This is a genomic window from Rahnella sp. PD12R, from assembly GCF_019200965.1.
Taxonomy (GTDB): Bacteria; Pseudomonadota; Gammaproteobacteria; order Enterobacterales; family Enterobacteriaceae; genus Rahnella; species Rahnella laticis.
In genome coordinates this window covers 1-25,800 of sequence record NZ_JAHTMS010000005.1, presented here as the reverse complement: position 1 = coordinate 25,800, position 25,800 = coordinate 1, and the positions used below count along the sequence as shown (strand labels likewise).

Here is a 25,800-nt window from a genome sequence, read left to right as displayed (position 1 = left end):
GACGCACTACGTTTCAGGGTAGCTTATTTTTTCTTCACAGGTTTTTGCCAGCCCGGCTTATGTACCTGCGGAACGCGGCTCAGCAGCAAACCGTTATCCGGCACATCGCGCGTGACGGTTGTTCCGGCAGCGATGGTGACGTTATTGCCCACGGTGACCGGCGCAATCAGTTGGGTATCCGATCCGACAAAGACGTCATTGCCGATAATCGTTTTGCTTTTGTTCACGCCGTCATAGTTGCAGGTAATCGTCCCCGCGCCGATATTCACGTTGTCGCCAATTTCAGCGTCGCCAAGATAGGATAGATGTCCTGCTTTCGAACCTTTCCCCAGGCGCGCTTTTTTGATTTCGACGAAGTTACCCACATGAGCGCCTTCAGCCAGTTCGGCACCCGGACGCAGACGGGCGAAAGGTCCGACGGTACAACCGCTTTCCAGCACCGCATCTTCGAATACGCTGTAAGGGCTGATTTCGCAGTCATCGCCGATCACGCAATTCTTCAGCACGCAACCCGCACCGATTTTCACGCGATCGCCCAGTTTAATGTGGCCTTCGATAATGACGTTGGTGTCGATTACCACATCAATCCCATGAGACAACTCGCCACGGAGATCAAAGCGCGCCGGATCCATCAGCATTACGCCTTCCAGAAGCAGGCGTTCGGCCTGTTCGGTCTGATATACGCGCTCAAGGCGGGAAAGTTGCAGGCGGTTATTCACGCCATCAACTTCGCTGTCGCGCGCCGGATGAACGGTGGCGATCAGATTGCCTTCCGCATGTGCCATCGCGATGATGTCGGTAATGTAATACTCGCCCTGCGCATTATTGTTGTTCAGCTGACCGAGCCAGCGTTTGAACGATGCGCCGTTGGCCACCAGAATACCGGTGTTAATTTCCTGGATTTTAAGCTGCTCAGCATTCGCATCTTTCTGCTCAATGATGCCGGTCACAATGCCATTTTCACGCACAATGCGGCCATAGCCGGTTGGATTATCCAGCACGACGGTCAGCAAACCGATACCACCTTCAGGCTTAGCTTTCAGCAACTTATCCAGCGTTTCGACCGAAATCAGCGGAACATCGCCGTAAAGCATTAGGACATCTTCGTCATCCGCAAAGAAAGGCGCAGCCTGTTGCATTGCATGTCCGGTACCCAGCTGTTCAGCCTGTAATACCCAGTTCAGTTCACTGCCAGCCAGCGTTTTCTTCAGTAGATCGCCACCGTGGCCATAGACCAGATGCACGTTTCTGGCACCCACTTGCGTGGCCGCATCAATGACGTGTTGAACCATTGGCTTGCCCGCCAATGTATGAAGAACTTTAGGGAGGTTGGAATACATGCGTGTTCCCTTGCCCGCGGCAAGGATCACCACACTCAGTGCGCTGTTTGACATAGATGACCTGACAAATCCAATTTGAGTGACAAAAGTAACCCGTTATATGAACGAATTACTACATATTTCGCGTCAAAAACCGCCTGTAAGCCACAGCCCGCAAGGGTTGAACACGATATAGACTATAACAAAAAAACTGAGGGTAATACGTCCATTAATCACGCAAGTATTCCACCAAAAGCCAAAATTAGCCTTGGGGAAAATGCTGAAAAACACCCTTTTTTAAAGGTAAAAAAAAAGCGACCCGAAGGTCGCTTTTCTCAATGATGTTGTTACATCGCTTTTCTGGTCAGTTCGATAACGCGAAGTTTCGCGATCGCCTTAGCCAGTTCCGCTGACGCCTGAGCGTAATCAACGTCGCCGTGAGAACCACTAATGTGTTCTTCCGCTTTGCGCTTAGCTTCAAGCGCGCGCGCTTCGTCGAGGTCTTGCCCACGGATTGCAGTATCAGCCAACACGGTCGTTGCATTCGGCTGCACCTCAAGGATGCCACCGGAAAGATAGATATACTCTTCTTCACCGTGTTCTTTAACAATGCGCACCATGCCAGGCTTGATGGCGGTGAGCAGCGGAGCATGCCCCGGGAAAATACCCAGTTCGCCTTCGCTACCCGTCACCTGGATTTTCTGTACCATGCCGGCAAACATACGTTTTTCCGCACTGACAACATCCAGATGGTAAGCTTTTTCAGCCATGTCATCCTCTCTCACAACAAACTAGCGTTACAGTTTCTTGGCTTTTTCCACTGCTTCTTCAATGGTGCCGACCATGTAGAACGCTTGCTCTGGCAGGTGATCGTAGTCGCCGTCCATAATGCCTTTGAAACCACGAATGGTATCTTTCAGCGATACGAACTTGCCCGGAGAACCGGTGAAGACTTCGGCCACGAAGAATGGCTGGGACAGGAAGCGTTCGATCTTACGCGCACGGGATACGGCCAGTTTGTCATCTTCTGACAACTCATCCATACCCAGGATCGCGATGATATCTTTCAGTTCCTTGTAACGTTGCAGAATAGACTGCACGCCACGAGCCACATCATAGTGTTCCTGACCAACAACCAGTGGATCCAGCTGACGGCTGGTGGAATCCAGTGGGTCAACCGCCGGGTAGATACCCAGAGACGCGATCTGACGGCTCAGTACCACGGTTGCATCTAAGTGAGCAAAGGTGGTGGCTGGAGATGGGTCAGTCAAGTCATCCGCAGGGACGTAAACGGCCTGTACGGAGGTGATAGAACCACTTTTAGTAGAGGTGATACGTTCTTGCAGAGCGCCCATCTCTTCCGCCAGCGTTGGCTGATAACCTACCGCTGATGGCATACGGCCCAGAAGTGCAGACACTTCGGTACCGGCCAGGGTGTAACGGTAAATGTTGTCAACAAACAGCAGTACGTCACGACCTTCATCACGGAATTTCTCCGCCATGGTCAGGCCGGTCAGTGCAACGCGCAGACGGTTACCTGGTGGCTCATTCATCTGACCATAGACCAGGGAAACTTTGTCGATAACGTTGGATTCGGTCATTTCGTGGTAGAAGTCGTTACCCTCACGAGTACGTTCACCCACACCTGCAAACACAGAATAACCGGAGTGCTCGATCGCGATGTTACGGATCAGCTCCATCATGTTTACAGTTTTACCTACACCCGCACCACCGAACAGACCGACTTTACCGCCCTTAGCGAACGGGCACATCAGGTCCATAACTTTGATACCGGTTTCCAGCAATTCCTGGGAGTTTGCCAGCTCTTCATAAGAAGGCGCAGCACGGTGAATTGCACGACGTTCTTCTTCGCCGATTTCACCTTTCATGTCGATTGGTTCACCCAATACGTTCATGATACGACCCAGTGTTGCAACACCCACCGGAACTTCAATTGGGTGTTCCAGGTTGTTCACTTTCAGACCGCGACGCAAGCCATCTGATGTACCCATTGCGATACAACGAACAACGCCGCCGCCTAACTGTTGCTGAACTTCCAGCACCAGCTTGGAGGTACCGTTTTCTACCTCAAGAGCATGGTACACGTTCGGTACCGCATCCTGAGGGAACTCGACGTCCACCACGGCGCCGATTACCTGGATAATCTTTCCAGTAGCCATCTTGAATCCTCTACGTAATTCGTAAACCTAGCTTAAACCGCGGAGGCTCCCCCGACGATCTCGGTGAGTTCCTGAGTGATGCTGGCCTGACGAGCTTTGTTGTATACCAACTGCAGCTCTTTGATCAGGCTGCCGCCGTTATCGGTTGCGGCTTTCATCGCTACCATTCGCGCGGCCTGTTCGCTGGCCAGGTTTTCTACGACGCCCTGATAAACCTGAGATTCCACATAGCGGCGCAGGAGGGTATCCAGCAGTGCTTTAGGGTCTGGCTCATACAGGTAATCCCAGGATTTCTTCGCCAGTTCGCCGTCTTCTGCCGGTGGCAGAGGCAACAACTGAACGATGCGTGGTTCCTGAGACATGGTATTGACGAATTTATTGCTAACAACGCATAACTTGTCTAAACGACCTTCGTCGAAAGCTTGCAACATCACTTTCACCGGTCCGATCAGCTCTGACAGGGAAGGGTTATCCCCCATGCCAGTCACCTGAGCAACAACGTTGCCCCCAACGGATCCGAAGAAAGAAGCTGCTTTGGAACCGATCAGGGCTAAGTCAACCTCAACGCCTTTCGCGGACCAATCTTTCATCTCTGTGAGCAGTTTTTTGAACAAGTTAATGTTCAGACCACCACAAAGACCACGGTCGGTAGACACCACCAGATACCCGACGCGTTTAACTTCACGCTCATCCAGGTAAGGGTGCTTGTATTCCAGATTCCCGAGCGCGAGGTGACCAATCACTTCACGAATGGTTTCTGCATAAGGACGGCTGGCCGCCATGCGATCCTGCGTTTTACGCATTTTGGAGGCGGCGACCATTTCCATCGCTTTAGTGATCTTTTGCGTGTTCTGCACGCTGCCGATCTTACTACGTATCTCTTTTCCGCCGGCCATCTCTGCTTCTCCTCATGACCAAACGGCCTGCTGCTTATCTGCTAAAAGCAGGGCAGCAGGGCCGTTTAGTATTACCAGGACTGGGTTGCTTTGAAGGTATCGAGGATATTTTTGAATTTCCCCTCGATCTCATCGTTGTACGCACCAGTTTGGTTGATTTGCTGCAGAAGCTCGCCGTGCTCACGGTCAGCATAAGCCAACAGTGCCGCTTCGAAGCTACCGACTTTGGACAACTCAACGTCTTCCAGATAACCACGTTCTGCTGCGAAGATGATCAGAGACTGCGCAACGATGGACATCGGAGCGTATTGTTTCTGTTTCAGCAACTCAGTCACTTTCTGACCGTGATTCAGCTGTTTACGGGTTGCCTCATCCAGATCAGATGCGAACTGCGAGAACGCAGCCAGTTCACGGTACTGTGCCAGAGCGGTACGAATACCACCGGACAGTTTTTTCATGATCTTAGTCTGAGCAGCACCACCAACACGGGATACCGAAATACCCGGGTTAACCGCAGGACGAATACCGGCGTTGAACAGGTTTGATTCCAGGAAGATCTGACCATCGGTAATCGAAATTACGTTAGTCGGAACGAACGCGGAAACGTCGCCTGCTTGCGTTTCAATGATTGGAAGCGCAGTCAGGGAACCCGTTTTGCCTTTCACTTCACCCTTAGTGAATGCTTCAACGTAATCGGCGTTTACACGCGCAGCACGTTCCAGCAGACGGGAGTGGAGATAGAAAACGTCGCCTGGGTAAGCTTCACGACCTGGTGGACGACGAAGCAGCAGGGAAATCTGACGGTAAGCAACAGCCTGTTTAGACAGGTCATCATAAACGATCAGTGCGTCTTCGCCGCGGTCACGGAAGTATTCACCCATTGCGCAACCGGAGTACGGTGCCAGGTATTGCAGTGCAGCAGATTCTGATGCAGTTGCAACAACAACGATGGTGTTTGCCAGTGCGCCGTGCTCTTCCAGTTTACGAACCACGTTAGAAATGGTGGACGCTTTCTGGCCGATAGCCACATAGATACATTTGATGCCGGAATCGCGCTGGTTGATGATCGCATCAATGGCCAGAGCAGTTTTACCGGTTTGACGGTCACCGATGACCAGTTCACGCTGACCACGACCGATTGGGATCATGGCGTCAACGGACTTATAACCTGTCTGCACAGGCTGGTCTACGGATTGGCGTTCGATAACGCCCGGTGCGATTGCTTCAACAGCTGAGAAGCCGTCGTGCTCTACCGGACCTTTACCGTCAATTGGCGCACCCAGGGTGTTAACAACGCGGCCCAGCAGGCCACGGCCAACGGGAACTTCCAGGATACGGCCAGTACATTTTACTTTCATACCTTCGGCGAGGTCAGCGTAAGGGCCCATGACAACGGCACCTACAGAGTCGCGCTCCAGGTTCAGGGCGATAGCGTAGCGGTTACCCGGCAGCGCAATCATTTCGCCTTGCATGACATCGGCCAGGCCGTGCACGCGGATGATCCCGTCACTGACGGAAACGATAGTACCTTCATTGTGAGCTTCGCTCACTACATTGAACTGAGCAATGCGCTGCTTTATCAGTTCGCTGATTTCGGTGGAATTCAGTTGCATGCTCCAGTCCCCTTAAGACTGCAAGACGTCTGCCAGGCGTTCAAGACGACTGCGAACGCTGCCATCAATCACCATATCACCTGCACGGATAATGACACCGGCAAGAACAGACTTGTCAATTTTGCAATTCAGCTTAACTTTGCGAGACAGACGTTTTTCCATCGCAGCAGCAATTTTTGCCTGCTGTTCTTCCGTCAGTGGATTTGCTGAGGTCACATCAACTTCAGCAATCGCCTCCAGTGAGGCGCGCAGTTCGATGAACTGCTGCAACACTTCAGGAAGAACGCGTAAACGTCCATTTTCGGCCATTACCTTAATCAGGTTCTGGCCTGCGTCGTCGAGTTGTTCACCACATACGGCAATAAACGTTTTAGACAAAGTTTCTGGCGCGCTAGCACCGGAAAGCAGTTCTTCAATCTGTTCATTGCGCGTGACTTCAGCCGTGAACGCTAACATGGACTGCCAGCGATCTAAGCTTTGGTGCTCAACGGCAAAGTCAAAAGCTGCTTTGGCGTAGGGGCGAGCTACAGTTACAAATTCAGACATCAGCCCCTCCCTCCTTACAGTTCAGCGACCAGTTTATCAACGATGTCGCTGTTAGCAGCTTCATCCACGGAACGTTCGATGATCTTCTCGGCGCCAGCAATGGCCAAAATCCCGACCTGTTTACGCAACTCTTCGCGGGCGCGTTGGCGTTCGGCGTCAATCTCTGCCTTAGCTTGCGCTACGATCTTGTTACGTTCCTGCTCGGCTTCGGTCTTCGCTTCGTCGACGATCTGTGCTTTACGCTTGTTCGCCTGGTCGATGATTACCTGAGCTTCAGCTTTGGCTTTCTTCAGTTGGTCGGTCGCATCGGCTTGCGCTAAATCCAGTTCTTTTTTTGCACGTTCTGCAGAAGATAAACCTTCAGAAATCTCTTTCTGACGTTTTTCGATGGCAGCCATAATTGGCGGCCATACGTACTTCATACAGAACACGACAAACAGGACAAACGCGATAGCCTGGCCGAGGATTGTTGCGTTAAGATTCACAGCACAATGCCTCTTTCAAAGTGAAATATTTGATGTAGTTCGTTTAACGCTGAGCGAACTCAGTGTTAGGCGACAGCAAACATCACGTACAGACCCAGACCAACAGCAATCATTGGGATTGCATCGACCAGACCCATAACGATAAAGAACTGTGTACGCAACAGAGGGATCAGGTCAGGCTGACGTGCAGCACCTTCCAAGAATTTACCACCCAAGATGCCGATACCGATCGCAGCACCGATTGCCGCCAGGCCCATCATCACAGCGGCAGCCATGTACAGCAGATCCATACTCAGGTTTTCCATGACAGTCTCCAGTTTGTTTCAGTTAAAACGCAGTAGTGTTGAAAGAAAATCAGTGTTTTTCAGATGCCATCGAGAGATAGACAATCGTCAGAACCATGAAAATAAAGGCTTGTAGCGTAATGATCAGGATGTGGAAAATGGCCCAAGGCACATTCAGGATCCACTGTGACCACCACGGCAACAGGCCAGCAATAAGGATGAAGATCAACTCACCCGCATACATATTGCCAAACAGTCGCAGACCCAGTGAAACTGGTTTAGACAGCAGGCTGACACCTTCAAGAATCAGGTTAATTGGAATGAAAACCGGATGATTGAATGGCTGCATTGTCAGTTCTTTAATGAAACCGCCAAAGCCTTTCATCTTAATGCTATAGAAAAGAATCAGAATGAATACGCCAAGTGCCATGGATAACGTGATGTTCACGTCAGCCGTTGGAACCACACGCAGCGCTGGCAGACCAAAGATGTGTTCACCGATGTACGGCAGCAAATCGATTGGCAGCAAATCCATCAGGTTCATCATAAACACCCAGACGAAGACGGTCAGCGCGAGAGGTGCAATCACTTTGCTTTTGCCGTGATACATGTCACGCACGCTGCTGTCGACGAAACCAACGACCAGTTCAACTGCAGTTTGCAGCTTACCCGGAACACCGCTGGTGGCGTTTTTGGCTACGCGATGGAAAATAACCAGAAAGAGTACTCCGAGGAACACGGAGAAAAACATCGAATCGATGTTAATCGACCAGAATCCCGTCCCGATCTGAAGCTGAGTCAGATGGTGACCGATATACTCTTGTGGAGTAGAGATTTCTCCTGATGCAGACATGATGCCTCTTACCCTTTAGTAGTTAAGTACGGTAACTGTTAATGACGGCCGGTGCCAAAATCTGAGTCATCAACACCGATAAATAGGCCAACCCCAACGGAGCAAAAGCCGCCTTAAACAGGCCAAGTGCGACAATCATTAAGATCACCGTAACCAGAACCTTCAGCGCTTCCCCGATAGCAAAGGACCAGGCAACCCGTCCAGAGACCGTTGTTTGCGCCTGGTGGCGCCATGCAAACAGCATAAACAGTACATTTGGCACCCAGGCGGCCAAACCACCCATAAGGGCCGATGTGGTCCATTCCAGGCTTTTAAAGCCAAATACAGCACTGAGCAGAACAAAGGTCAATAACTGCAGTATTAACAGCTTTCTGGCAACCTTCACACTATTGGCACTGTGTAAAATACCGGATACAGACATGACGTTTGTTCTCTCCGTATCAAGTACCTAGCTGGAGGTATTCTGAAGGCCGTATATCACTGCCTTTACTGTTTTGAGTCAAGCAGCAAAAACCGAGCAAATTATACGGTGCACTGGAACGAATTCAATGGATAAGTAGCGAAAAGGTGAACAATTATTTAAATTTTCCGCTTCATCACTATTTTGACCACCAAACTATAGCTGAATTTGCCCTTTTTACTTTGCTTCGGTTATTTCATCACCTGACAAAGAAGCGTGCACTGGATCACATAATTAACCCAGACCTCTTTATATACCTTGCGTTGTTTGAATGTCTTTAGCTAATCAGGCCTTTTAAAAGCTATATAAATCAGATCGTTAATAATCTCATGTTTGATAATCAATCTTATTTAAAAATAGGCACGATTTATTGATACAACAACCCAACAAATAACAACATTTTCATTACAAGTTGAATATCAGCAGGTTGCCGATTGTTCAATTTCAAAAGTGACTATTACGTCCTGGATTAAAATAAAAACATCACTGAAATGCTATCAGTGTGTAAAAAATCAGTAATTGACAGGCCGTTGACGCTATTTAATTAGCCTGCTCATTTTAACTCTGATAACACACACGTTTTTTAAGGATTATTTGATAAAACTCAACTTTAGTTTGCAGTCAGAATTACCAGATGACGTTCTCCGTCAAGTTCCGGGACCTGCAATTTTATGACGTTTTCCAGAGTGATACCTTCCGGCAGCACGTTGAGCTCATCATCAGGACGCACGCCTTTCAGGGCATAAAAACGCCCCTGCCCTTTCTGAGGAAGATGGTGGCACCATGACAACATATCCTGCAACGAGGCAAATGCACGGCTGATCACGCCATCAAAGGGTGGCTCTGGCTCAAACTCTTCAACGCGGCTTTGTACCGGCTCGATGTTCTTCAGACCCAGCTCATGCTGAACCTGACGCAGGAAGCGTACGCGTTTACCCAGGCTGTCCAGCAGCGTGAAATGTGAATCAGGGCGGACAATGGCGAGCGGAATGCCTGGCAGGCCAGGACCGGTTCCCACATCAATGAAACGGCTGCCTTGCAAATGTTCGTTCACCACAATGCTGTCCATAATATGGCGCACCAGCATCTGCATCGGGTCACGGACAGAAGTCAGGTTGTAAGCCTTGTTCCACTTATGCAGCAGTTCGACATAGCCAATCAGTTGATGTTTTTGCTGATCGGGTAACGCTATTCCTGCCGCAGCAAGCAGCGAGTCCAGTTTCTTTTGCACAGTGAAATCCTCAGACAGAGTCGATATGCCGGTAACAGCCCGGTTTAGAAATGATAAAACAGCCAGAAAAGTGGGAAAAGCAAGAATTGACCGCTCTTCGAGTTTAAAGAGCGGTCATTAAAGATGTGGTTCAGGCACTGCGGCGCAGTAAGCCCTGTTTTTTAAGCCAGATCAGCAAAATGGAGATCGCAGCCGGTGTAATGCCGGAGATCCTCGAAGCCTGACCGATAGATGTCGGTTTGTGATCGTTGAGCTTGGCAATCACTTCGTTCGACAGACCGTTCACCTGGCGGTAATCAAGATCGACAGGCAACACAGTGTTTTCGTTGCGCTGTTGTTTTTCGATCTCTTCCTGCTGACGGGCGATATAGCCTTCGTACTTAATCTGAATCTCAACCTGTTCTGCCGCCTGGACATCAGGAACTGCCGGGGCAAACGGAGAGAGACGCGTGATCAGTTCGTAAGTCATCTCAGGACGACGCAGCAACTCTTCGGCGCTGGCTTCTTTCGAAAGCGGTGCAGAAAGATGCGCGTTAATCTCTTCAACCTGAGCGTGGTGAGGATTGACCCAGATCCCACGCAGGCGCTGACGTTCTTGTTCAATCATTTCCAGCTTCTGGTTGAAACGTGCCCAGCGGGCGTCATCAACCAGACCGAGTTCACGGCCTTTTTCAGTCAGACGTAAATCGGCATTGTCTTCGCGTAGCATCAGACGATATTCAGCACGAGACGTAAACATACGGTAGGGTTCTTTGGTGCCCAGTGTGCACAAATCGTCAACCAGAACGCCAAGGTAAGCCTGATCGCGACGTGGTGCCCAGCCTTCTTGTTCGCTGGCGCTGCGTGCGGCATTCATACCGGCCAGCAGGCCCTGTGCGGCAGCTTCTTCGTAACCGGTGGTGCCGTTAATTTGCCCGGCAAAGAACAGACCGGCGATAAATTTGCTTTCCAGCGTCGGTTTCAAATCACGAGGATCGAAGAAATCGTATTCGATAGCGTAGCCAGGACGAACGATCACCGCATTTTCCATCCCCTGCATTGAGCGGACGATTTGCATCTGAACGTCAAATGGCAGGCTGGTCGAAATTCCGTTTGGATAGACTTCATTGCTGGTCAGGCCTTCCGGTTCAAGGAAGATCTGATGAGAATTTCGATCGGCAAAACGCATGACTTTATCTTCGATCGACGGGCAATAACGCGGGCCGATCCCTTCGATGATCCCGGCATACATCGGGCTGCGATCCAGATTATTGCGGATCACATCATGCGTTTTTTCGTTGGTGTAGGTCATGTAGCATGGGATCTGGCGCGGATGCTGCGACACGTTCCCCATGAACGAGAATACCGGCGCCGGATTATCGCCGTGTTGTTGCGCAAGAACACTGAAATCAATGGAGCGTGCATCAATACGCGGCGGTGTACCGGTTTTCAGACGGTTTACGCGTAATGGCAATTCACGCAAACGCTGTGACAAAGAGATCGCAGGAGGATCCCCTGCACGGCCGCCGCTGTAGTTCTCCAGACCGATATGGATCTTCCCGTCCAGGAAAGTCCCGACGGTCAGCACAACGGCCTTAGCGCGGAATTTAAGCCCCATTTTGGTCACAGCACCCACGACACGATCGTTTTCGACGATCAGGTCTTCAACGGGTTGCTGGAAGATCATCAGGTTCGGCTGATTTTCTAGCGCAGTACGGACAGCCTGGCGGTAAAGCACGCGGTCTGCCTGAGCACGGGTTGCCCTTACGGCAGGGCCTTTGCTTGCGTTTAGTATCCTAAACTGAATGCCCGCATGATCGATAGCAGTGGCCATCAGTCCGCCCAGTGCGTCCACTTCTTTAACCAGATGTCCCTTCCCGATCCCGCCAATCGCCGGGTTACACGACATTTGTCCGAGCGTGTCGATATTGTGGGTTAATAATAAGGTCTGACGTCCCATGCGTGCAGAAGCCATGGCGGCTTCAGTACCTGCATGACCACCACCTATGATGATGACGTCAAATTGATCCGGATAAAACATGCGACTGCACCTCGGCGTTCAAGCGAACTTTCTTTGTATGGCGTTGGGAGGAGGGATTCTACTCAAGTTTAGAGGTTCCACAAGTCCCCGGGGATCTTCACTAATTAAAAGAAGATCTTTTTTATTTAAAGATCTCTTATTAATACTTCTATTAGGATCGCGATCCTCTGTGCATAAGTCTCTTTTGTTTAAGAAGATCAAGATGCTAAGAAGGATCCAATGCTGTGAATGATCGGTGATCCTGGCCAGTATAAGCTGGGATCAGAATTGAGAGTTATGCACAGCATGAAAAGAGTACAGGAGTTGTTATAGGGATAACTACGGGTTTTACCCTGCTTTTAAGCATAGTTATCCACATCTGATCGCCTGAAATTTACACTTATTTGATCAAATTAATCCAGTTAAGGACCCAAACCTCAGCGGGATCTTCAGGAATTTCGTGTTGAGTCACGTCGATCTCAAGACGATCACCGATCCGTTTAGCCCCTAATGAGGTCAGTTTCCGATCCAAAGCGCCGATCGCACCACAGAAGGTGTCATATTCGCTGCTGCCTAAACCTAAGGCACCAAAACGCACTTTGGACAGATCGGGTTGCTGATCTTCCAGCTGTTCCAAAAAGGGCTGCAAATTGTCAGGCAGTTCACCCGCACCGTGTGTTGAACACACCATCAGCCAGATCCCGTCCTGCGGGACTTCATACAGCTCCGGGCCATGAAACATCTCGGTAGAAAAACCGGCTTCTTCCAGTTTCTCTGCCACGTGTTCTGCCACATATTCGGCGCTGCCAAGCGTACTGCCACTGATCAGGGTAATGTCTGCCATTGTGCTCTCAACCCGAGAAAAGGAGGCTATTGTACGCTGTGAATGAGCTGGGATCTACCTGTGGATAATAGGGGTATAGAAATGGATGTTCAGGGCTGGATAGTCCGTGTTATGGGGTTCTGCAGGGAGATCAGGGTTTCCGTAGACTGGATCTCGTCAATGGTCTGGATCTTGTTGATAAGTACGTGCTGGAGGGAATCAATGGAGCGGCACATGATCTTAATGAAGATGCTGTAATGGCCGGTGGTGTAATAGGCTTCCACCACTTCTTCTATACTCTCGAGCTTTTTCAGCGCGGACGGATAATCCTTGGCACTTTTGAGAATTATGCCAATAAAGCAGCAAACGTCATAACCCAGCTGCTTTGGATTCACGGTGATATGTGCGCCAGTAATGATGCCTGCCTGCTTCATCTTCTCGACGCGTACGTGAATGGTTCCCGGGCTGACGGTAAACACTTTAGCCAGCTCAGCGTAAGGTGTGCGGGCATTTTCCATCAACGCGTTCAGAATCCCGCGATCCAGCTCGTCGAGCTGATAGATTTCAGTCATGGTTTTCTTTCTCTTTAAGCTTAATTTCTCTGCCAGCGTCGCTGAACGCGGCTTTTAACGCCGGTATCAAAGCGCCAGATATGATCGAATATGCGCAGGATTCCGGGCTTTCCGTAGTGTGACATTGCCAGCGCGTGGAAACGGTGCTGTTTTTCCCGTTGCAGCAATTTTACTTTTCTCTGCACCTCATCGGGTAAGCGCTGGGCAATAAAATCTGAGATGACGACCGCATCTGCGTCGTGCCATTGCGGAGAGGCCAGTTTGTCCAGCGTGGCATTGAGGCAGGCGGCCAGATCGGTACCGCCGCGGAAATGCTGCCCGAGAAAGCGTAACGCCTGATCCAGCCCGCCTGCAGAAGTCAGCTCGTAATGGATCACTTCGCTGGCAAACAGCATGATGTAACACTTACGGTTATCGGCGAGCGCGATTTTCAGCAGCGCCAGGCAGAATGCTTTCGCACATTGCTCATTGAAGCCGCCCATCGAACCTGACGTGTCCACGCAGACCACAAATGGGCCACGCGGCTGTGGCTCCTGCTGCTGATAGACCACCGGACGTTTTACGACTTTTTCGCACCAGACGTCGCCTTGCAGCCGGTAGGTCATCAGGCGTTTTTCCAGCAGACGCCGGTAAAATTCATATTCCAGTTCAGGGATGCCCAGAGTGCCCAGCTCGGTGGGCATCAGACGCAAAATGTCATCGCTCTGATGAATGCCATTCACTTCTTCCGGCACCGTCGCCGGCTCGCGAACCATCAGCCGGTGCGTTTCCATTTTGGCATCTTCATGCGGGCTCGTTTTCACCGTCTGGCTGCGCCCGAGCTGTTCTGCCAGTTTCATCAGTTCCGGCTGCTGCTGGAGGAAAGCGCCAAAACGTGCCAGCGACTGGATATCGCCTCGAAGACGCTTTCCTTTACTCATGTCCCACAACCGGCCTGCGGCGGTATCGTTCTCTGCTAATAAAGGAGACAACTCGCTGCTCAGCTCGAGACGTTGTAGCAATTCTTCCTGAAGCTGTTCCTGCTCCTGTTCGAGCAACTGATGATGAACGTTCACCGTCTGGAATGTCAGGTTCAGGCGCCAGCGCTGGAGGAATAAGGTCTGAAAGCTGTTACCGGTTTGCGCCGTGCGGGAGGTTTCATTATTGTCCCGTAAAGTACGGGCTTCGGTCGCAAACGGTGAATTCAGCCGCGCCAGCTCATCAAGCAGGGAGCCCAGCTCTGACTGAAACGCCACGGCATCAGTTTGCTGACAATGCTGATAGAGATAAAACTCTTTTGCCAGATCCGGGGGCACCGGGGTTTCGTGGATCCTCTGACGCAGGCGTAATTTCCACTCAGGAAGATCCCGGGTCAGAGCGCGTTTGAGCCGCGGAAACTTCTCGAAGAAAACTGCCAGGGCTGGCGCGGCCAGTAACCCGACGATCAGTTCCTCAATCAGTTCCCCTTCGCTGATGGCCAGCAGAAGATCCAGTGATTCCAGGGTAAACACGATCAGTGGCCGCTGAAGGTTTGTTGCTGGAGGCGCAGCTGTTCAGAAACCTGTAACAGGCTGGCTTCAATCTTTGCCATCCACGCCGCGGGAACAAACAGGCAGTTCTGCTGCTGGCCGAACTCATGTCTTTGCTGAGCGAGTTTTGCAGTCAGGTCATTCAGCGTATTTTTCATTTCGTCCGGCACCGCGATGTGCTCGTTGCCCGGCAGCGTCAGCGGCGTACTTTGGCGGCTGACATCCAGCACCAGCAATTGCTGCTTATCATCGATTTCGGCATCAATCGTTTGAACAAAACCAATCCCGTTAAGTTTGGCTTTCAGAACACCACCTTTATTTATCCACTCTTCAAGAACGCTGCGTTCAAAAAGCAGATGCGTGACTTTAATCTCGTGCAGATGCAAAGGCGTTTGCAGTAATAGCGTCACTCCGCTGGCAACGAGCGCATCCGGCAGGCTGTATTGTGGCTTACGGCTGAAAATACCGGCTTTTTTGCTCAGCTTAATCGACTGGCGTGAGCTTTGTTGCTGCTGGTATTGCATCCATTGCTGATTGAGTTGCTGGATTTTCATCAGCAAGGTTTGCTGCTGATAAGCCTGTTCAGTGATCAGTTGCTCTATTTGGGTTTGCAGCAGCTGATAGGTATTCAGGTCATGCCAGAGGCAATCTTTCAGCAGAATCAGATCTATCGGGGTGATAGTATTCCGGCCGCTGAAGAAGGCGCAGGCCTGCAACAGGCGGAGTGCTTTTTTCCAGCGACGGTCAGAAACATAAGGCGCCGTGTCGAGTGCATCAAGGCGCTGGCGAAGCTGAAACACCAGTTCAAAGCAACTGTCTGAAAGATTGACTTTATCGATCTCCGGCTGCCATTGTTGGTATTCTTCATCGCTGATACTCAGGGATTCCGCCACCGGATTGGTGCTTTCATTGTTACGGCTGGTTAGCAGTAAGCGGAAATTCTGCTTATCCTGCACTTTATCCAGCCACAGGCGAATCAGCATGCGGTCATACAATGCTTCCAGGCCGCCGTCGGCTTCAGGCAATTCGTTGGAAGCGCTGACCAGCAAACGCAGCGGAATCGGTTCTTCGCGCTCGCCATTACGGAAACGGCGTTCGTTGATGGCCGTCAGCAAGGTATTAAGGATGGCGGGACCCGCTTTCCAGATCTCATCAAGGAAGACAATTTCCGCTTCCGGCAGATAACCTTCGGTCAGACGCAGATAGCGGCCTTCATCTTTCAGGGCCTGAATCGAGAGCGGACCAAAGACTTCTTCCGGGGTGGAAAAGCGCGTCATCAGGTATTCAAAAGCACGCGCATGGCGGAAGGCAAATTTCAGGCGACGGGCGATCAGGCTTTTCGCGATGCCGGGCGGGCCGAGCAGAAAAACGCTCTCGCCGCACAGGGCCGCCAGCAGGCACAGGCGTATGGCATCTTGCCTCTCGTACAGGCCATGTTCTAATGCGTTAGCAAGACGGGCTATCCGTTCTGCCAGAAGGGGGGATTGCGCCATACTGTCTCTTCCGGTTTCCATTTAGTTGTTGAATAGTGTACTGGCTTATGACGATATGCCACGTTTATTTTTATCGCTATAGCTTGTTGATTACTAAAAATTTTCTATTATCAAAATTGTGACCGCGTTCATCTGAATGGCGGTTTAGCTGCACATTTAAGGGTAGGCAATCTGATTTATTCGTGCATACTGTGCGCCTTTTAGTGGGCATCATAAGACTGAGCGCACGCATCGCTTACGGATGTTCGAGCAAAAAAGAAACGAAATATGAGCACTGAACATAAACGGTCACTCCCAGCAGTAACCCTGGCCGCCATTGGTGTGGTCTATGGCGACATTGGTACCAGTCCTCTCTATACCTTAAGAGAGTGCTTTTCTGGTCACTATGGTTTCAACGTTGAACCCAGCGTCGTTTTTGGTTTTCTCTCTCTGATTTTCTGGATGTTAATCCTCATTGTTTCGCTCAAATACCTCACTTACGTGATGCGGGCAGACAACGCAGGTGAAGGCGGTATTCTTACGCTGATGTCTCTGGCTGGCAGAAATACGTCGGCACGTACCACCGCCGTTCTGGTGATCCTCGGCCTGATTGGGGGCAGCTTCTTCTATGGCGAAGTGGTCATCACGCCGGCTATCTCAGTGCTTTCCGCGATGGAAGGTCTGGAAATCGCCGCGCCTGCCCTTGATCCTTATATCGTCCCTCTTTCTATTACTGTCCTGACGTTGCTCTTCATTATTCAAAAGCACGGCACCGGCATTGTGGGCAAACTCTTTGCACCGGTAATGTTGCTGTGGTTCCTGTCGCTGGCGGTTCTCGGTGTGAACAGCATCATGCAGAACCCGGAAGTGCTGCGCGCCATGAACCCGATGTGGGCGGTTAACTTCTTTATTGAGCATAAATCCTTCTCCTTCCTGGCGCTCGGCGCGGTCGTTCTGTCGATCACAGGGGTAGAAGCGTTGTATGCCGATATGGGGCACTTCGGGAAATTCCCGATCCGTCTGGCCTGGTTTACCGTGGTATTGCCTTCTCTGGTGCTGAATTACTTCGGTCAGGGCGCGTTGCTGCTGAAAAACCCGGAGTCGATCAAAAACCCGTTCTTCCTGCTGGCACCCGACTGGGCGCTGATTCCTTTACTGATTCTGGCGACGCTGGCGACCATCATCGCGTCTCAGGCTGTTATCTCCGGTGTGTTCTCCCTGACCCGTCAGGCTGTGCGTTTGGGCTATTTACCGCCGATGCGCATCATTCACACCTCCGAAATGGAAGCGGGGCAGATCTACATTCCTGCGATTAACTGGTTGCTGTATTTTGCTGTGGTGATCGTCATCGCCAGCTTTGAGCATTCGAGTAACCTGGCGGCGGCGTATGGTATTGCCGTCACCGGCACCATGGTGCTGACCAGCATTCTTTCCTGCACGGTGGCGCTTAAAAACTGGCACTGGAAACCGTTCCTGGTCGGGCTTTTGCTGATTGCCTTGTTGTTCATGGATATCCCGCTGTTCGCTGCGAACGCCACGAAACTGTTCTCCGGTGGCTGGCTGCCGCTGACGCTGGGTCTGTGCATGTTCATCGTCATGACCACCTGGAAAAGCGAGCGTTTTCGTCTTATGCGCCGCATGAACGAGCACGGGAATTCTCTCGAAGCGATGATTGCATCACTGGAGAAATCACCGCCGGTTCGTGTTCCGGGGACTGCGGTTTATATGTCGCGCGCCATCAACGTGATCCCGTTTGCGCTGCTGCATAACCTCAAGCACAACAAAGTGTTACATGAGCGAGTTGTCCTGCTGACGTTGCGAACGGAAGATGCGCCTTATGTGCATAACGTCCGGCGCGTCACCATTGAGCAGCTTTCTCCGACATTCTGGCGCGTGGTCGCGAGTTACGGATTTAAAGAAACGCCGAATGTGGAAGAAGTCTTCCACCGCTGTGGTCTGGAGGGATTGCCATGCAGGATGATGGAAACCTCATTCTTTATGTCGCACGAATCGCTGATCCTTACCAAGCGTCCGTGGTATCTGTATTTCCGCGGCAAACTGTTTATGGCGCTGAGCCGTAATGCCCTGCGCGCGCCGGACCAGTTTGAGATCCCGCCGAACCGTGTGATAGAACTTGGTACGCAGGTGGAAATCTGATTTCCCATTCTGCTGTGAACAGGGCACCTTCGGGTGCCCTGTTTTATTTCAGCCTTCTCCCTTTATTTAATCGCTAACTCAAATTGATCTGCGTTTTACGAAACGTTCAGCGAAACGTTTCGACGTTGATCACAATTCCATCACATCTTCATTGCCAAGTTCTGCGAGTCTCATAAACTCATCCGTGAGCGAAACGTTTCGCTGTAGGAGTTAACAATGAAGAAGTCACCGCTATTAAATGCCGAAATCTCAAATGTTATTGCCCGGTTAGGTCATACCGATCAGCTGGTTATTGGCGATGCCGGTCTTCCGGTGCCAGCAGCTTGCCAACGCATCGATCTGGCGCTAACCCAGGGAGTCCCCACCTTTTTACAAGTCTTTGAGGTAGTGACACACGAGATGCAGGTTGAGCGGGCTATCCTCGCCGAGGAAATCCTCACTAAAAATCCTCAACTCCATGAAGCGTTGCTCGCCCAATTGACACAACTCGAACAACACCAGGGAAACACCATTGCTTTGGATTACGTCAGTCATGAGGCGTTCAAAGCGCAAAGCGAAAAAAGTCGGGCTGTAATCCGCAGCGGGGAATGTTCGCCTTACGCGAACGTTATTCTGTGTGCCGGCGTAACCTTCTGAGGCCTTTATGCAACCTTTGCTGAAACTGACAGGGATTGATAAAGCCTTTCCCGGCGTAAAAGCACTTTCCGGCGCGGCGCTCAGCGTTTATCCGGGACGTGTGATGGCGCTGGTGGGAGAAAACGGCGCGGGCAAGTCCACCATGATGAAAGTGCTGACCGGCATCTACCAGAAAGATGCCGGCTCAGTACAGTTTCTTGGCAAGGAAACCACCTTCAATGGCCCTAAAGCTTCTCAGGAAGCGGGGATTGGCATCATCCATCAGGAATTAAACCTGATCCCACAGCTGACTATCGCTGAAAACATCTTTCTTGGCCGTGAGTTCGTCAACGGCTTTGGGCGCATCAACTGGAAGAAGATGTACGCCGAAGCCGATAAACTGCTGGCGCGTCTGAATCTGCGTTACAAAAGCGACCGGCTGGTTGGTGAATTATCGATTGGCGACCAGCAGATGGTTGAGATCGCCAAAGTGCTGAGCTTTGAATCCAAAGTCATCATTATGGATGAGCCGACGGATGCGCTCACCGATACCGAAACGGCTTCTTTATTTAACGTCATTCGCGAACTGAAAGCCGCCGGATGTGGCGTGGTGTATATCTCCCACCGCCTGAAAGAGATTTTTGAGATTTGCGATGACGTCACCGTATTCCGCGACGGTCAGTTTATTGCCGAACGTCCGGTCAGCGAGCTGCAAGAAGATACGCTGATCGAAATGATGGTGGGCCGTCGTCTCGAAGAGCAGTACCCGCGCATAAACCACGAACGCGGCGCACTGCGTTTGCAGGTCCGTAATTTATGCGGTCCGGGCGTGGATAATGTCAGCTTTGAACTTCACAGCGGCGAAATCCTCGGCGTGTCCGGACTGATGGGCGCGGGCCGTACTGAACTGATGAAAATTCTCTACGGCGCGTTGCCACGTAAAAGTGGTTACGTTTCGCTGGATGGCCGCGAGATCGTCACACATTCTCCGCAGGACGGGCTGGCAAACGGCATCGTCTACATTTCCGAAGACCGTAAGCGCGATGGTTTGGTGCTCGGGATGTCAGTGAAAGAAAACATGTCACTGACCGCGTTGCGCTATTTCAGCCACGGCGGCGGGCGTTTGAAACATGCCGATGAGCAACAGGCTGTGGGCGATTTCATCCGTCTCTTCAATATCAAAACGCCTTCAATGATGCAGACCATTGGCCTGCTTTCCGGCGGGAATCAGCAAAAAGTGGCGATTGCCCGCGGATTAATGACGCGGCCAAAAGTTCTGATCCTCGACGAACCGACACGCGGCGTTGATGTTGGCGCGAAAAAAGAGATTTACCAGCTTATTAACCAGTTCAAGCGCGAAGGGCTGAGCATCATTATAGTCTCCTCGGAAATGCCGGAAGTCATCGGCATGAGCGACCGGATTTTAGTGATGCATGAAGGCCATTTGAGCGGTGAATTCCCGATAGAACAGGCAACGCAAGAAGTGCTGATGGCAGCCGCTGTCGGCAAGCAATACGGCGTGACGCAGGAGTAATCAGATATGAGTTCTCAGACATTGCCAGCCAAAAAGCGCTGGATCAGTAAAGAGTGGTTGTTGGAGCAAAAGTCTCTGATTGCGCTGCTGGTGTTGATTGCCGTGGTTTCCTCCATGAGCCCGAATTTCTTCACGGTTAATAACCTGTTCAATATTCTTCAGCAGACGTCGGTCAACGCCATTATGGCCGTGGGCATGACGCTGGTTATTCTGACTTCCGGCATCGATTTGTCTGTCGGCTCTTTGCTGGCGCTGACCGGTGCGGTTGCCGCTTCAATTGTCGGGCTGGAAGTTAATGCGCTGGTTGCTGTGGCGGGCGCGCTGGCGCTGGGTGCCGGTGTCGGCGCTGTCACGGGGTTGATTGTCGCTAAAGGCAAGGTGCAGGCGTTTATCGCCACGCTGGTCATGATGTTACTGCTGCGCGGTATCACGATGGTTTATACCAACGGCAGCCCGATCAGCACCGGTTTTAACGATGTGGCAGACGTATTCGGCTGGTTTGGTATCGGACGTCCGCTGGGCATTCCGACGCCGGTCTGGCTGATGGCCGTAGTGTTTATTGCCGCCTGGTACATGCTCCATCACACACGCTTAGGGCGTTATATCTACGCACTGGGCGGTAATGAATCTGCCACGCGTCTGTCAGGTATCAGTGTCGATAAAGTCAAAATAATCGTCTACTCCCTGTGCGGATTGCTGGCGGCTCTGGCCAGCATCATCGAAGTGGCGCGTCTGTCTTCTGCGCAGCCTAACGCAGGTACCGGTTACGAGCTGGATGCGATTGCCGCTGTGGTATTAGGGGGAACCAGCCTCTCCGGCGGGAAAGGACGTATTGTCGGCACCCTGATCGGTGCTTTGATCCTTGGCTTCCTGAATAACGGTTTGAACTTATTAGGTGTTTCTTCCTACTACCAGATGATCGTAAAAGCAGTCGTCATTCTGCTGGCGGTTCTGGTGGATAACAAAAGCAACAAATAAACTCTCCTACAGGACTTATGACCATGAATATGAAAAAACTGGCTGTCTGGGTTTCCGCCGCAGCGATCACCGCTTCCTTCAGTGCAAACGTTCTGGCGAAAGATACCATTGCGCTGGTCGTTTCAACTTTGAATAACCCGTTCTTCGTTTCCATGAAAGACGGCGCGCAAAAAGAAGCCGATAAACTGGGCTACAACCTGGTGGTTCTTGATTCTCAGAACAACCCGGCGAAAGAACTGGCCAACGTGCAGGACCTGACCGTTCGTGGCACTAAGCTGATGCTCATCAACCCGACCGATTCTGACGCGGTAGGTAACGCCGTCGCGATGGCAAATCAGGCGAAAATCCCGGTGATCACCCTTGACCGTCAGGCGACCAAGGGCGTTGTAGCCAGCCACGTTGCTTCTGATAACGCCTTTGGCGGCCAGATGGCGGGTGATTACATTGCTAAGAAACTGGGCGATAACGCGAAAGTTATCGAACTGGAAGGGATTGCCGGGACGTCTGTTGCCCGCGAACGTGGTAAAGGTTTCGCTCAGGCCGCTGAAAAACACCACTTCCAGATCCTCGCCAGCCAGCCTGCTGACTTCGACCGCACCAAAGGTCTGAACGTTATGCAAAACCTGCTGACTGCGCATCAGGACGTGCAGGCGGTCTTTGCTCAGAATGATGAAATGGCACTCGGCGCATTGCGTGCCCTGCAGACTGCCGGTAAAACTGACGTGCTGGTTGTCGGTTTCGACGGCACAGAAGACGGCATCAAAGCGGTCAATGGCGGCAAAATGGGCGCTACCGTGGCACAACGCCCTGAACAAATCGGCGTAATCGGCGTCCAAACCGCAGATAAAGTGCTGAAAGGCGAAAAAGTTCCGGCGGTTATCCCTGTTGATTTGAAACTGGTTGCTCAGCCGTAATACTGACGCTGTATCTGCGCGCCTCCTTAAGGGGGCGCTATTTAACTCAGGGAGCAACACGTGAAGACAGGCAAACTGGTGGTTCTCGGCAGTATCAATGCCGACCATATTTTGAATATCAACCATTTCCCGCAACCGGGTGAAACCGTAATCGGTAAGCAATACACCGTGGCTTTCGGCGGCAAAGGTGCAAACCAGGCGGTCGCCGCCGGTCGCAGTGGCGCTGATATTTCATTTATTGCCTGTGTCGGTGATGACGATATTGGCGAGCGTGTTCGCAAGCAGCTGGCGAGTGACCACATTAATACGCAACCTATCGAAGCCATTAAAGAGACAACCACCGGCGTAGCGCTGATTTTTGTGAATGCGGAAGGTGAGAATGTCATTGGTATCGATGCAGGGGCAAATAAAGCCGTCACGCCTGATTATCTTGAGCGTTACAAACAAAACGTAATTGACGCTTCAGCCTTGCTGATGCAGCTGGAATCTCCGCTGGAAACGGTTATTGCAGCGGCGAAGCTGGCTAAAGACAATAACACGCAGGTTATCCTTAATCCGGCACCGGCCTGTGAACTACCAGATGAATTGCTGGCGCGGGTGGATATGATCACCCCGAACGAAACCGAAGCTGAAAAGCTGACGGGGATTAAAGTCGAAAATAATGATGACGCCACACGCGCCGCCCGCGTATTGCATGATAAAGGTATCGCGACGGTCATTATTACGATGGGAAGTAAAGGTGTATGGCTCAGCCAGAACGGTGAAGGTAAGCAGGTTGCCGGGTTCAGCGTCAAAGCAGTGGATACCATCGCCGCCGGTGATACCTTCAACGGTGCATTAGTCACTGCGTTGCTTGAAGGCAAAGCCATGGACAGCGCCGTGCGTTTTGCCCATGCCGCTGCCGCGATAGCCGTAACACGTCCTGGCGCGCAGCCCTCGGTTCCGTGGCGTAAAGAAATCGACGATTTTCTTGCTCAACAGGAGGCCTGATTGGCCACCATGAAAGATGTCGCCCGCCTCGCGGGCGTTTCAACCTCTACAGTCTCTCATGTCATCAATAAAAATCGCTTTGTCAGCGAATCCATTGCCGACAAAGTGAATGCCGCTGTTGAACAACTTAACTATGCCCCTTCCGCGTTAGCCCGAAGCCTTAAACTCAATCAAACCCGCACCATCGGAATGTTGCTGACCGCCAGCAGTAACCCGTTTTATTCCGAAGTGGTTCGTGGTGTTGAGCGTAGTTGCTATGAACGCGGCTACAGTCTGATCCTCTGTAACACCGACGGGGACGCGGAACGCATGAATCGCAGCCTGGAAACGCTATTGCAAAAGCGCGTCGACGGGTTACTGATCATGTGTACTGAAAATCACCGGCCATCGAAAGATGCCATCAGCCGTTATCCTTCATTACCTATTGTGATGATGGACTGGTCGCCGTTTGAAGGTTCAATCGATGTGATTCAGGATAATGCGTTGCTGGGTGGAGAAATGGCGACGGACTATTTAATCCGTCATGGATATAGCCGTATTGCCTGCATTACCGGCCCGCTGGACAAAACGACGGCGCAGGAACGGCTGAACGGATATCGTCAGGCCATGAAAAAAGCCGGGCTGGAGATCCTGCCGGGTTATGAAGTCAGCAGTGACTTTGAATTTGGCGGCGGTCTGGTGGCGATGGAGCAGTTGCTGATGTTGACCGAACCGCCTCATGCCGTTTTTGCCAGCAATGATGCGATGGCCGTGGGCGTCTATCAGGCACTTTATCAGCGCGGATTGCGCGTGCCCGATGATGTCGCTGTCGTGGGATACGATGACATTCAGCTGGCGCAATATCTGATGCCTCCGTTAACCACCATCCATCAGCCGAAAGATTCTCTGGGGGAGCTGGCCGTGGATGCATTATTACATCGTCTGCAAGAGCCTGAATCAGAGCCTCAGGTTTTAGTGCTGACGCCGGAACTGGTTGTACGCCAGTCCGTGGGATCACTCATCAGCAAGTAACAGACGCTGGCATTCCTGTAATGCGGCTTTCGCATTGCCTGCAAGGATTGCGTCCGTCAGGCGCTGATGATGTTCCAGCCTGATAACTTCATTCTCCGTGATGGCCCGGAAATAACTCTGGTAGACAGAACTGAACAAATTCGAAAAGGAAGTCAGGAAAGGGTTTTTTCCCGCTTCATAGATTAGCTGGTGGAACTGTGTATCGACGGTAATCCAGCGTTCCCGGTCAAAGCGCTTATGCAGCTGGCGCATCTCTGACATATATAGAGAGAGCTGATGCTTTTGCTCCTGCGTGGCTGAGATGGCCGCAAGAGCACAAGCCTGTGGCTCCAGCGCCCGGCGCAAAACAATAAAATGCGCCATCACCTCATCAAAGTTCTCACGCGTCATCCACCAGGTCAGTAATTCCTGATCGAGGAAATTCCAGCTGGACTGTGGCATCACCCGTGTACCAATACGTGGCCGTGGTAATAGCATCCCTTTTGCAGTTAACGTTTTGACCGCTTCACGCACTGCTGTCCGGCTGACGCCAAAAATCTCGCCCAGCTCGTTTTCACCAGGAAGGATAGAACCCTCCGGATACTCGCCAGACAAAATGCGCTGTGCAATCTTCTCCGCCAGTAAATAAGAAAGGTTGCGTTGAGCAGCCTGTTGATGTGCATTGAGTAGCATGTAAGGTATTCCTGAATGTCTTTCTCTTATTATAAAGGAGAGTTTACGCCAGCCTCTGGCTTTAAACTGACGCTTTTTGGGCCGATTTAGATTGTTTATTATCCAATTCGGGCGAAATTGTTGAATTAGTGAACGGTTGATAAAATAATTGAAATTAGGGGTTGCGGCCTTCTGAGAACTCCCTATAATGCGCCTCCACTGACCGGGAACAACGACTGACAAGTCGCTCGGACAGGAAGAGAAAAAGATGAAAGTTCGAATGAATAATCTCTTGACTCTTCAGCGGGAAAACGTAATATACGCCTCCCGCGCCGCATAAGATTCCTTGCGAACCGCGGCATGCTCTTTAACAATTTATCAGACAATCTGTGTGGGCACTCACAAGACGATATCAGCCACCTCGGTGGCAAAAAATATCAAGTCTTAGAGTGACCAAGCAGTAATTCATTTAGTTGAATTATTACGAAAGTAAACTTTGAGCACCGCTTAACTTGTTTAAGCAAATCGAACTTTTAATTGAAGAGTTTGATCATGGCTCAGATTGAACGCTGGCGGCAGGCCTAACACATGCAAGTCGAGCGGTAGCACGGGAGAGCTTGCTCTCTGGGTGACGAGCGGCGGACGGGTGAGTAATGTCTGGGAAACTGCCTGATGGAGGGGGATAACTACTGGAAACGGTAGCTAATAC

At 51.3% G+C, this 25,800-nt stretch carries 24 protein-coding genes and 1 rRNA gene; 8 read left to right on the top strand and 17 right to left on the bottom strand.

Annotated features, from left to right (window positions below):
* Nucleotides 1-23: 23 nt before the first annotated feature.
* From glmU to ravA, 16 genes are all read right to left on the bottom strand, one after another.
* Complete coding sequence (gene glmU, locus KWG64_RS11245) at nucleotides 24-1,394, bottom strand: bifunctional UDP-N-acetylglucosamine diphosphorylase/glucosamine-1-phosphate N-acetyltransferase GlmU (RefSeq protein ID WP_218521926.1); 1,371 nt, start codon at nucleotides 1,392-1,394, stop codon at nucleotides 24-26.
* Between the two features lie 272 nt (nucleotides 1,395-1,666).
* On the bottom strand, nucleotides 1,667-2,089 hold the full coding sequence (locus tag KWG64_RS11240) for a F0F1 ATP synthase subunit epsilon (RefSeq protein ID WP_101077831.1): 423 nt from the start codon (nucleotides 2,087-2,089) through the stop codon (nucleotides 1,667-1,669).
* A gap of 27 nt (nucleotides 2,090-2,116) precedes the next feature.
* Nucleotides 2,117-3,499, bottom strand: coding sequence for a F0F1 ATP synthase subunit beta (gene atpD / locus KWG64_RS11235; protein ID WP_101077832.1), 1,383 nt, complete (start codon nucleotides 3,497-3,499; stop codon nucleotides 2,117-2,119).
* A 32-nt stretch (nucleotides 3,500-3,531) separates the two neighbouring features.
* Complete coding sequence (gene atpG / locus KWG64_RS11230; RefSeq protein ID WP_152323763.1) at nucleotides 3,532-4,395, bottom strand: F0F1 ATP synthase subunit gamma; 864 nt, start codon at nucleotides 4,393-4,395, stop codon at nucleotides 3,532-3,534.
* Nucleotides 4,396-4,466: 71 nt separating this feature from the next.
* On the bottom strand, nucleotides 4,467-6,008 hold the full coding sequence (gene atpA / locus KWG64_RS11225) for a F0F1 ATP synthase subunit alpha (protein WP_152323764.1): 1,542 nt from the start codon (nucleotides 6,006-6,008) through the stop codon (nucleotides 4,467-4,469).
* Nucleotides 6,009-6,020: 12 nt separating this feature from the next.
* Nucleotides 6,021-6,554: a F0F1 ATP synthase subunit delta gene (atpH, locus tag KWG64_RS11220; protein WP_152323765.1), complete on the bottom strand. Its 534-nt coding sequence runs from the start codon at nucleotides 6,552-6,554 to the stop codon at nucleotides 6,021-6,023.
* Nucleotides 6,555-6,568: 14 nt separating this feature from the next.
* The gene (gene atpF / locus KWG64_RS11215) at nucleotides 6,569-7,039 is read right to left on the bottom strand and encodes a F0F1 ATP synthase subunit B (protein WP_104923890.1); all 471 of its coding nucleotides are present in this window, start codon (nucleotides 7,037-7,039) and stop codon (nucleotides 6,569-6,571) included.
* Nucleotides 7,040-7,104: 65 nt separating this feature from the next.
* Entirely contained in the window at nucleotides 7,105-7,344 is a 240-nt protein-coding gene (atpE, locus tag KWG64_RS11210) for a F0F1 ATP synthase subunit C (RefSeq protein WP_004093904.1), read from the bottom strand.
* A 49-nt stretch (nucleotides 7,345-7,393) separates the two neighbouring features.
* Complete coding sequence (atpB, locus tag KWG64_RS11205) at nucleotides 7,394-8,176, bottom strand: F0F1 ATP synthase subunit A (RefSeq protein ID WP_195814981.1); 783 nt, start codon at nucleotides 8,174-8,176, stop codon at nucleotides 7,394-7,396.
* Nucleotides 8,177-8,198: 22 nt separating this feature from the next.
* Nucleotides 8,199-8,597: a F0F1 ATP synthase subunit I gene (gene atpI, locus KWG64_RS11200; RefSeq protein ID WP_195814982.1), complete on the bottom strand. Its 399-nt coding sequence runs from the start codon at nucleotides 8,595-8,597 to the stop codon at nucleotides 8,199-8,201.
* Between the two features lie 649 nt (nucleotides 8,598-9,246).
* Nucleotides 9,247-9,867 (bottom strand): 16S rRNA (guanine(527)-N(7))-methyltransferase RsmG, encoded by a 621-nt coding sequence (gene rsmG / locus KWG64_RS11195; RefSeq protein WP_195814983.1) that lies wholly within the window; start codon nucleotides 9,865-9,867, stop codon nucleotides 9,247-9,249.
* A 130-nt stretch (nucleotides 9,868-9,997) separates the two neighbouring features.
* Nucleotides 9,998-11,887, bottom strand: coding sequence for a tRNA uridine-5-carboxymethylaminomethyl(34) synthesis enzyme MnmG (gene mnmG, locus KWG64_RS11190; RefSeq protein WP_101077839.1), 1,890 nt, complete (start codon nucleotides 11,885-11,887; stop codon nucleotides 9,998-10,000).
* A 379-nt stretch (nucleotides 11,888-12,266) separates the two neighbouring features.
* Nucleotides 12,267-12,710: an FMN-binding protein MioC gene (mioC, locus tag KWG64_RS11185; RefSeq protein WP_195825555.1), complete on the bottom strand. Its 444-nt coding sequence runs from the start codon at nucleotides 12,708-12,710 to the stop codon at nucleotides 12,267-12,269.
* An 89-nt stretch (nucleotides 12,711-12,799) separates the two neighbouring features.
* Nucleotides 12,800-13,261: a transcriptional regulator AsnC gene (gene asnC, locus KWG64_RS11180; protein ID WP_095924057.1), complete on the bottom strand. Its 462-nt coding sequence runs from the start codon at nucleotides 13,259-13,261 to the stop codon at nucleotides 12,800-12,802.
* Between the two features lie 20 nt (nucleotides 13,262-13,281).
* Nucleotides 13,282-14,751 (bottom strand): ATPase RavA stimulator ViaA, encoded by a 1,470-nt coding sequence (viaA, locus tag KWG64_RS11175; protein WP_218521925.1) that lies wholly within the window; start codon nucleotides 14,749-14,751, stop codon nucleotides 13,282-13,284.
* A gap of 2 nt (nucleotides 14,752-14,753) precedes the next feature.
* Nucleotides 14,754-16,262: an ATPase RavA gene (gene ravA / locus KWG64_RS11170; protein ID WP_195825552.1), complete on the bottom strand. Its 1,509-nt coding sequence runs from the start codon at nucleotides 16,260-16,262 to the stop codon at nucleotides 14,754-14,756.
* Nucleotides 16,263-16,529: 267 nt separating this feature from the next.
* Here ravA and kup point away from each other — a divergent pair, with 267 nt between their 5' ends.
* The 7 genes from kup to rbsR all read left to right on the top strand — a co-directional run bounded on the left by kup (nucleotide 16,530) and on the right by rbsR (nucleotide 24,440).
* Nucleotides 16,530-18,398, top strand: a complete 1,869-nt coding sequence (kup, locus tag KWG64_RS11165) for a low affinity potassium transporter Kup (RefSeq protein ID WP_195814988.1) — start codon at nucleotides 16,530-16,532, stop codon at nucleotides 18,396-18,398.
* 216 nt (nucleotides 18,399-18,614) lie between these two features.
* Nucleotides 18,615-19,034 carry a D-ribose pyranase gene (rbsD, locus tag KWG64_RS11160; RefSeq protein ID WP_195814989.1) on the top strand — a complete coding sequence of 140 codons (420 nt, stop codon included), beginning with the start codon at nucleotides 18,615-18,617 and terminating at the stop codon, nucleotides 19,032-19,034.
* Between the two features lie 7 nt (nucleotides 19,035-19,041).
* Nucleotides 19,042-20,547, top strand: coding sequence for a ribose ABC transporter ATP-binding protein RbsA (gene rbsA, locus KWG64_RS11155; protein WP_218521924.1), 1,506 nt, complete (start codon nucleotides 19,042-19,044; stop codon nucleotides 20,545-20,547).
* A gap of 6 nt (nucleotides 20,548-20,553) precedes the next feature.
* Entirely contained in the window at nucleotides 20,554-21,525 is a 972-nt protein-coding gene (gene rbsC / locus KWG64_RS11150; RefSeq protein WP_195814991.1) for a ribose ABC transporter permease, read from the top strand.
* Nucleotides 21,526-21,548: 23 nt separating this feature from the next.
* On the top strand, nucleotides 21,549-22,439 hold the full coding sequence (gene rbsB, locus KWG64_RS11145) for a ribose ABC transporter substrate-binding protein RbsB (protein ID WP_152323778.1): 891 nt from the start codon (nucleotides 21,549-21,551) through the stop codon (nucleotides 22,437-22,439).
* A 60-nt stretch (nucleotides 22,440-22,499) separates the two neighbouring features.
* Nucleotides 22,500-23,429: a ribokinase gene (rbsK, locus tag KWG64_RS11140; protein WP_218521923.1), complete on the top strand. Its 930-nt coding sequence runs from the start codon at nucleotides 22,500-22,502 to the stop codon at nucleotides 23,427-23,429.
* On the top strand, nucleotides 23,430-24,440 hold the full coding sequence (gene rbsR, locus KWG64_RS11135; RefSeq protein WP_218521922.1) for a ribose operon transcriptional repressor RbsR: 1,011 nt from the start codon (nucleotides 23,430-23,432) through the stop codon (nucleotides 24,438-24,440).
* On the opposite strand, the gene KWG64_RS11130 is transcribed toward rbsR, so the two are convergent.
* A complete protein-coding gene (locus KWG64_RS11130; RefSeq protein ID WP_195825548.1) occupies nucleotides 24,423-25,112 on the bottom strand; it encodes a FadR/GntR family transcriptional regulator in 690 nt (229 codons plus the stop codon). The genes rbsR and KWG64_RS11130 overlap by 18 nt on opposite strands.
* Before the next feature lie 513 nt (nucleotides 25,113-25,625).
* On the opposite strand from KWG64_RS11130, the gene KWG64_RS11125 reads away from it, so the two are divergent.
* A 16S ribosomal RNA gene (locus KWG64_RS11125) occupies nucleotides 25,626-25,800 on the top strand; the annotation flags it as partial.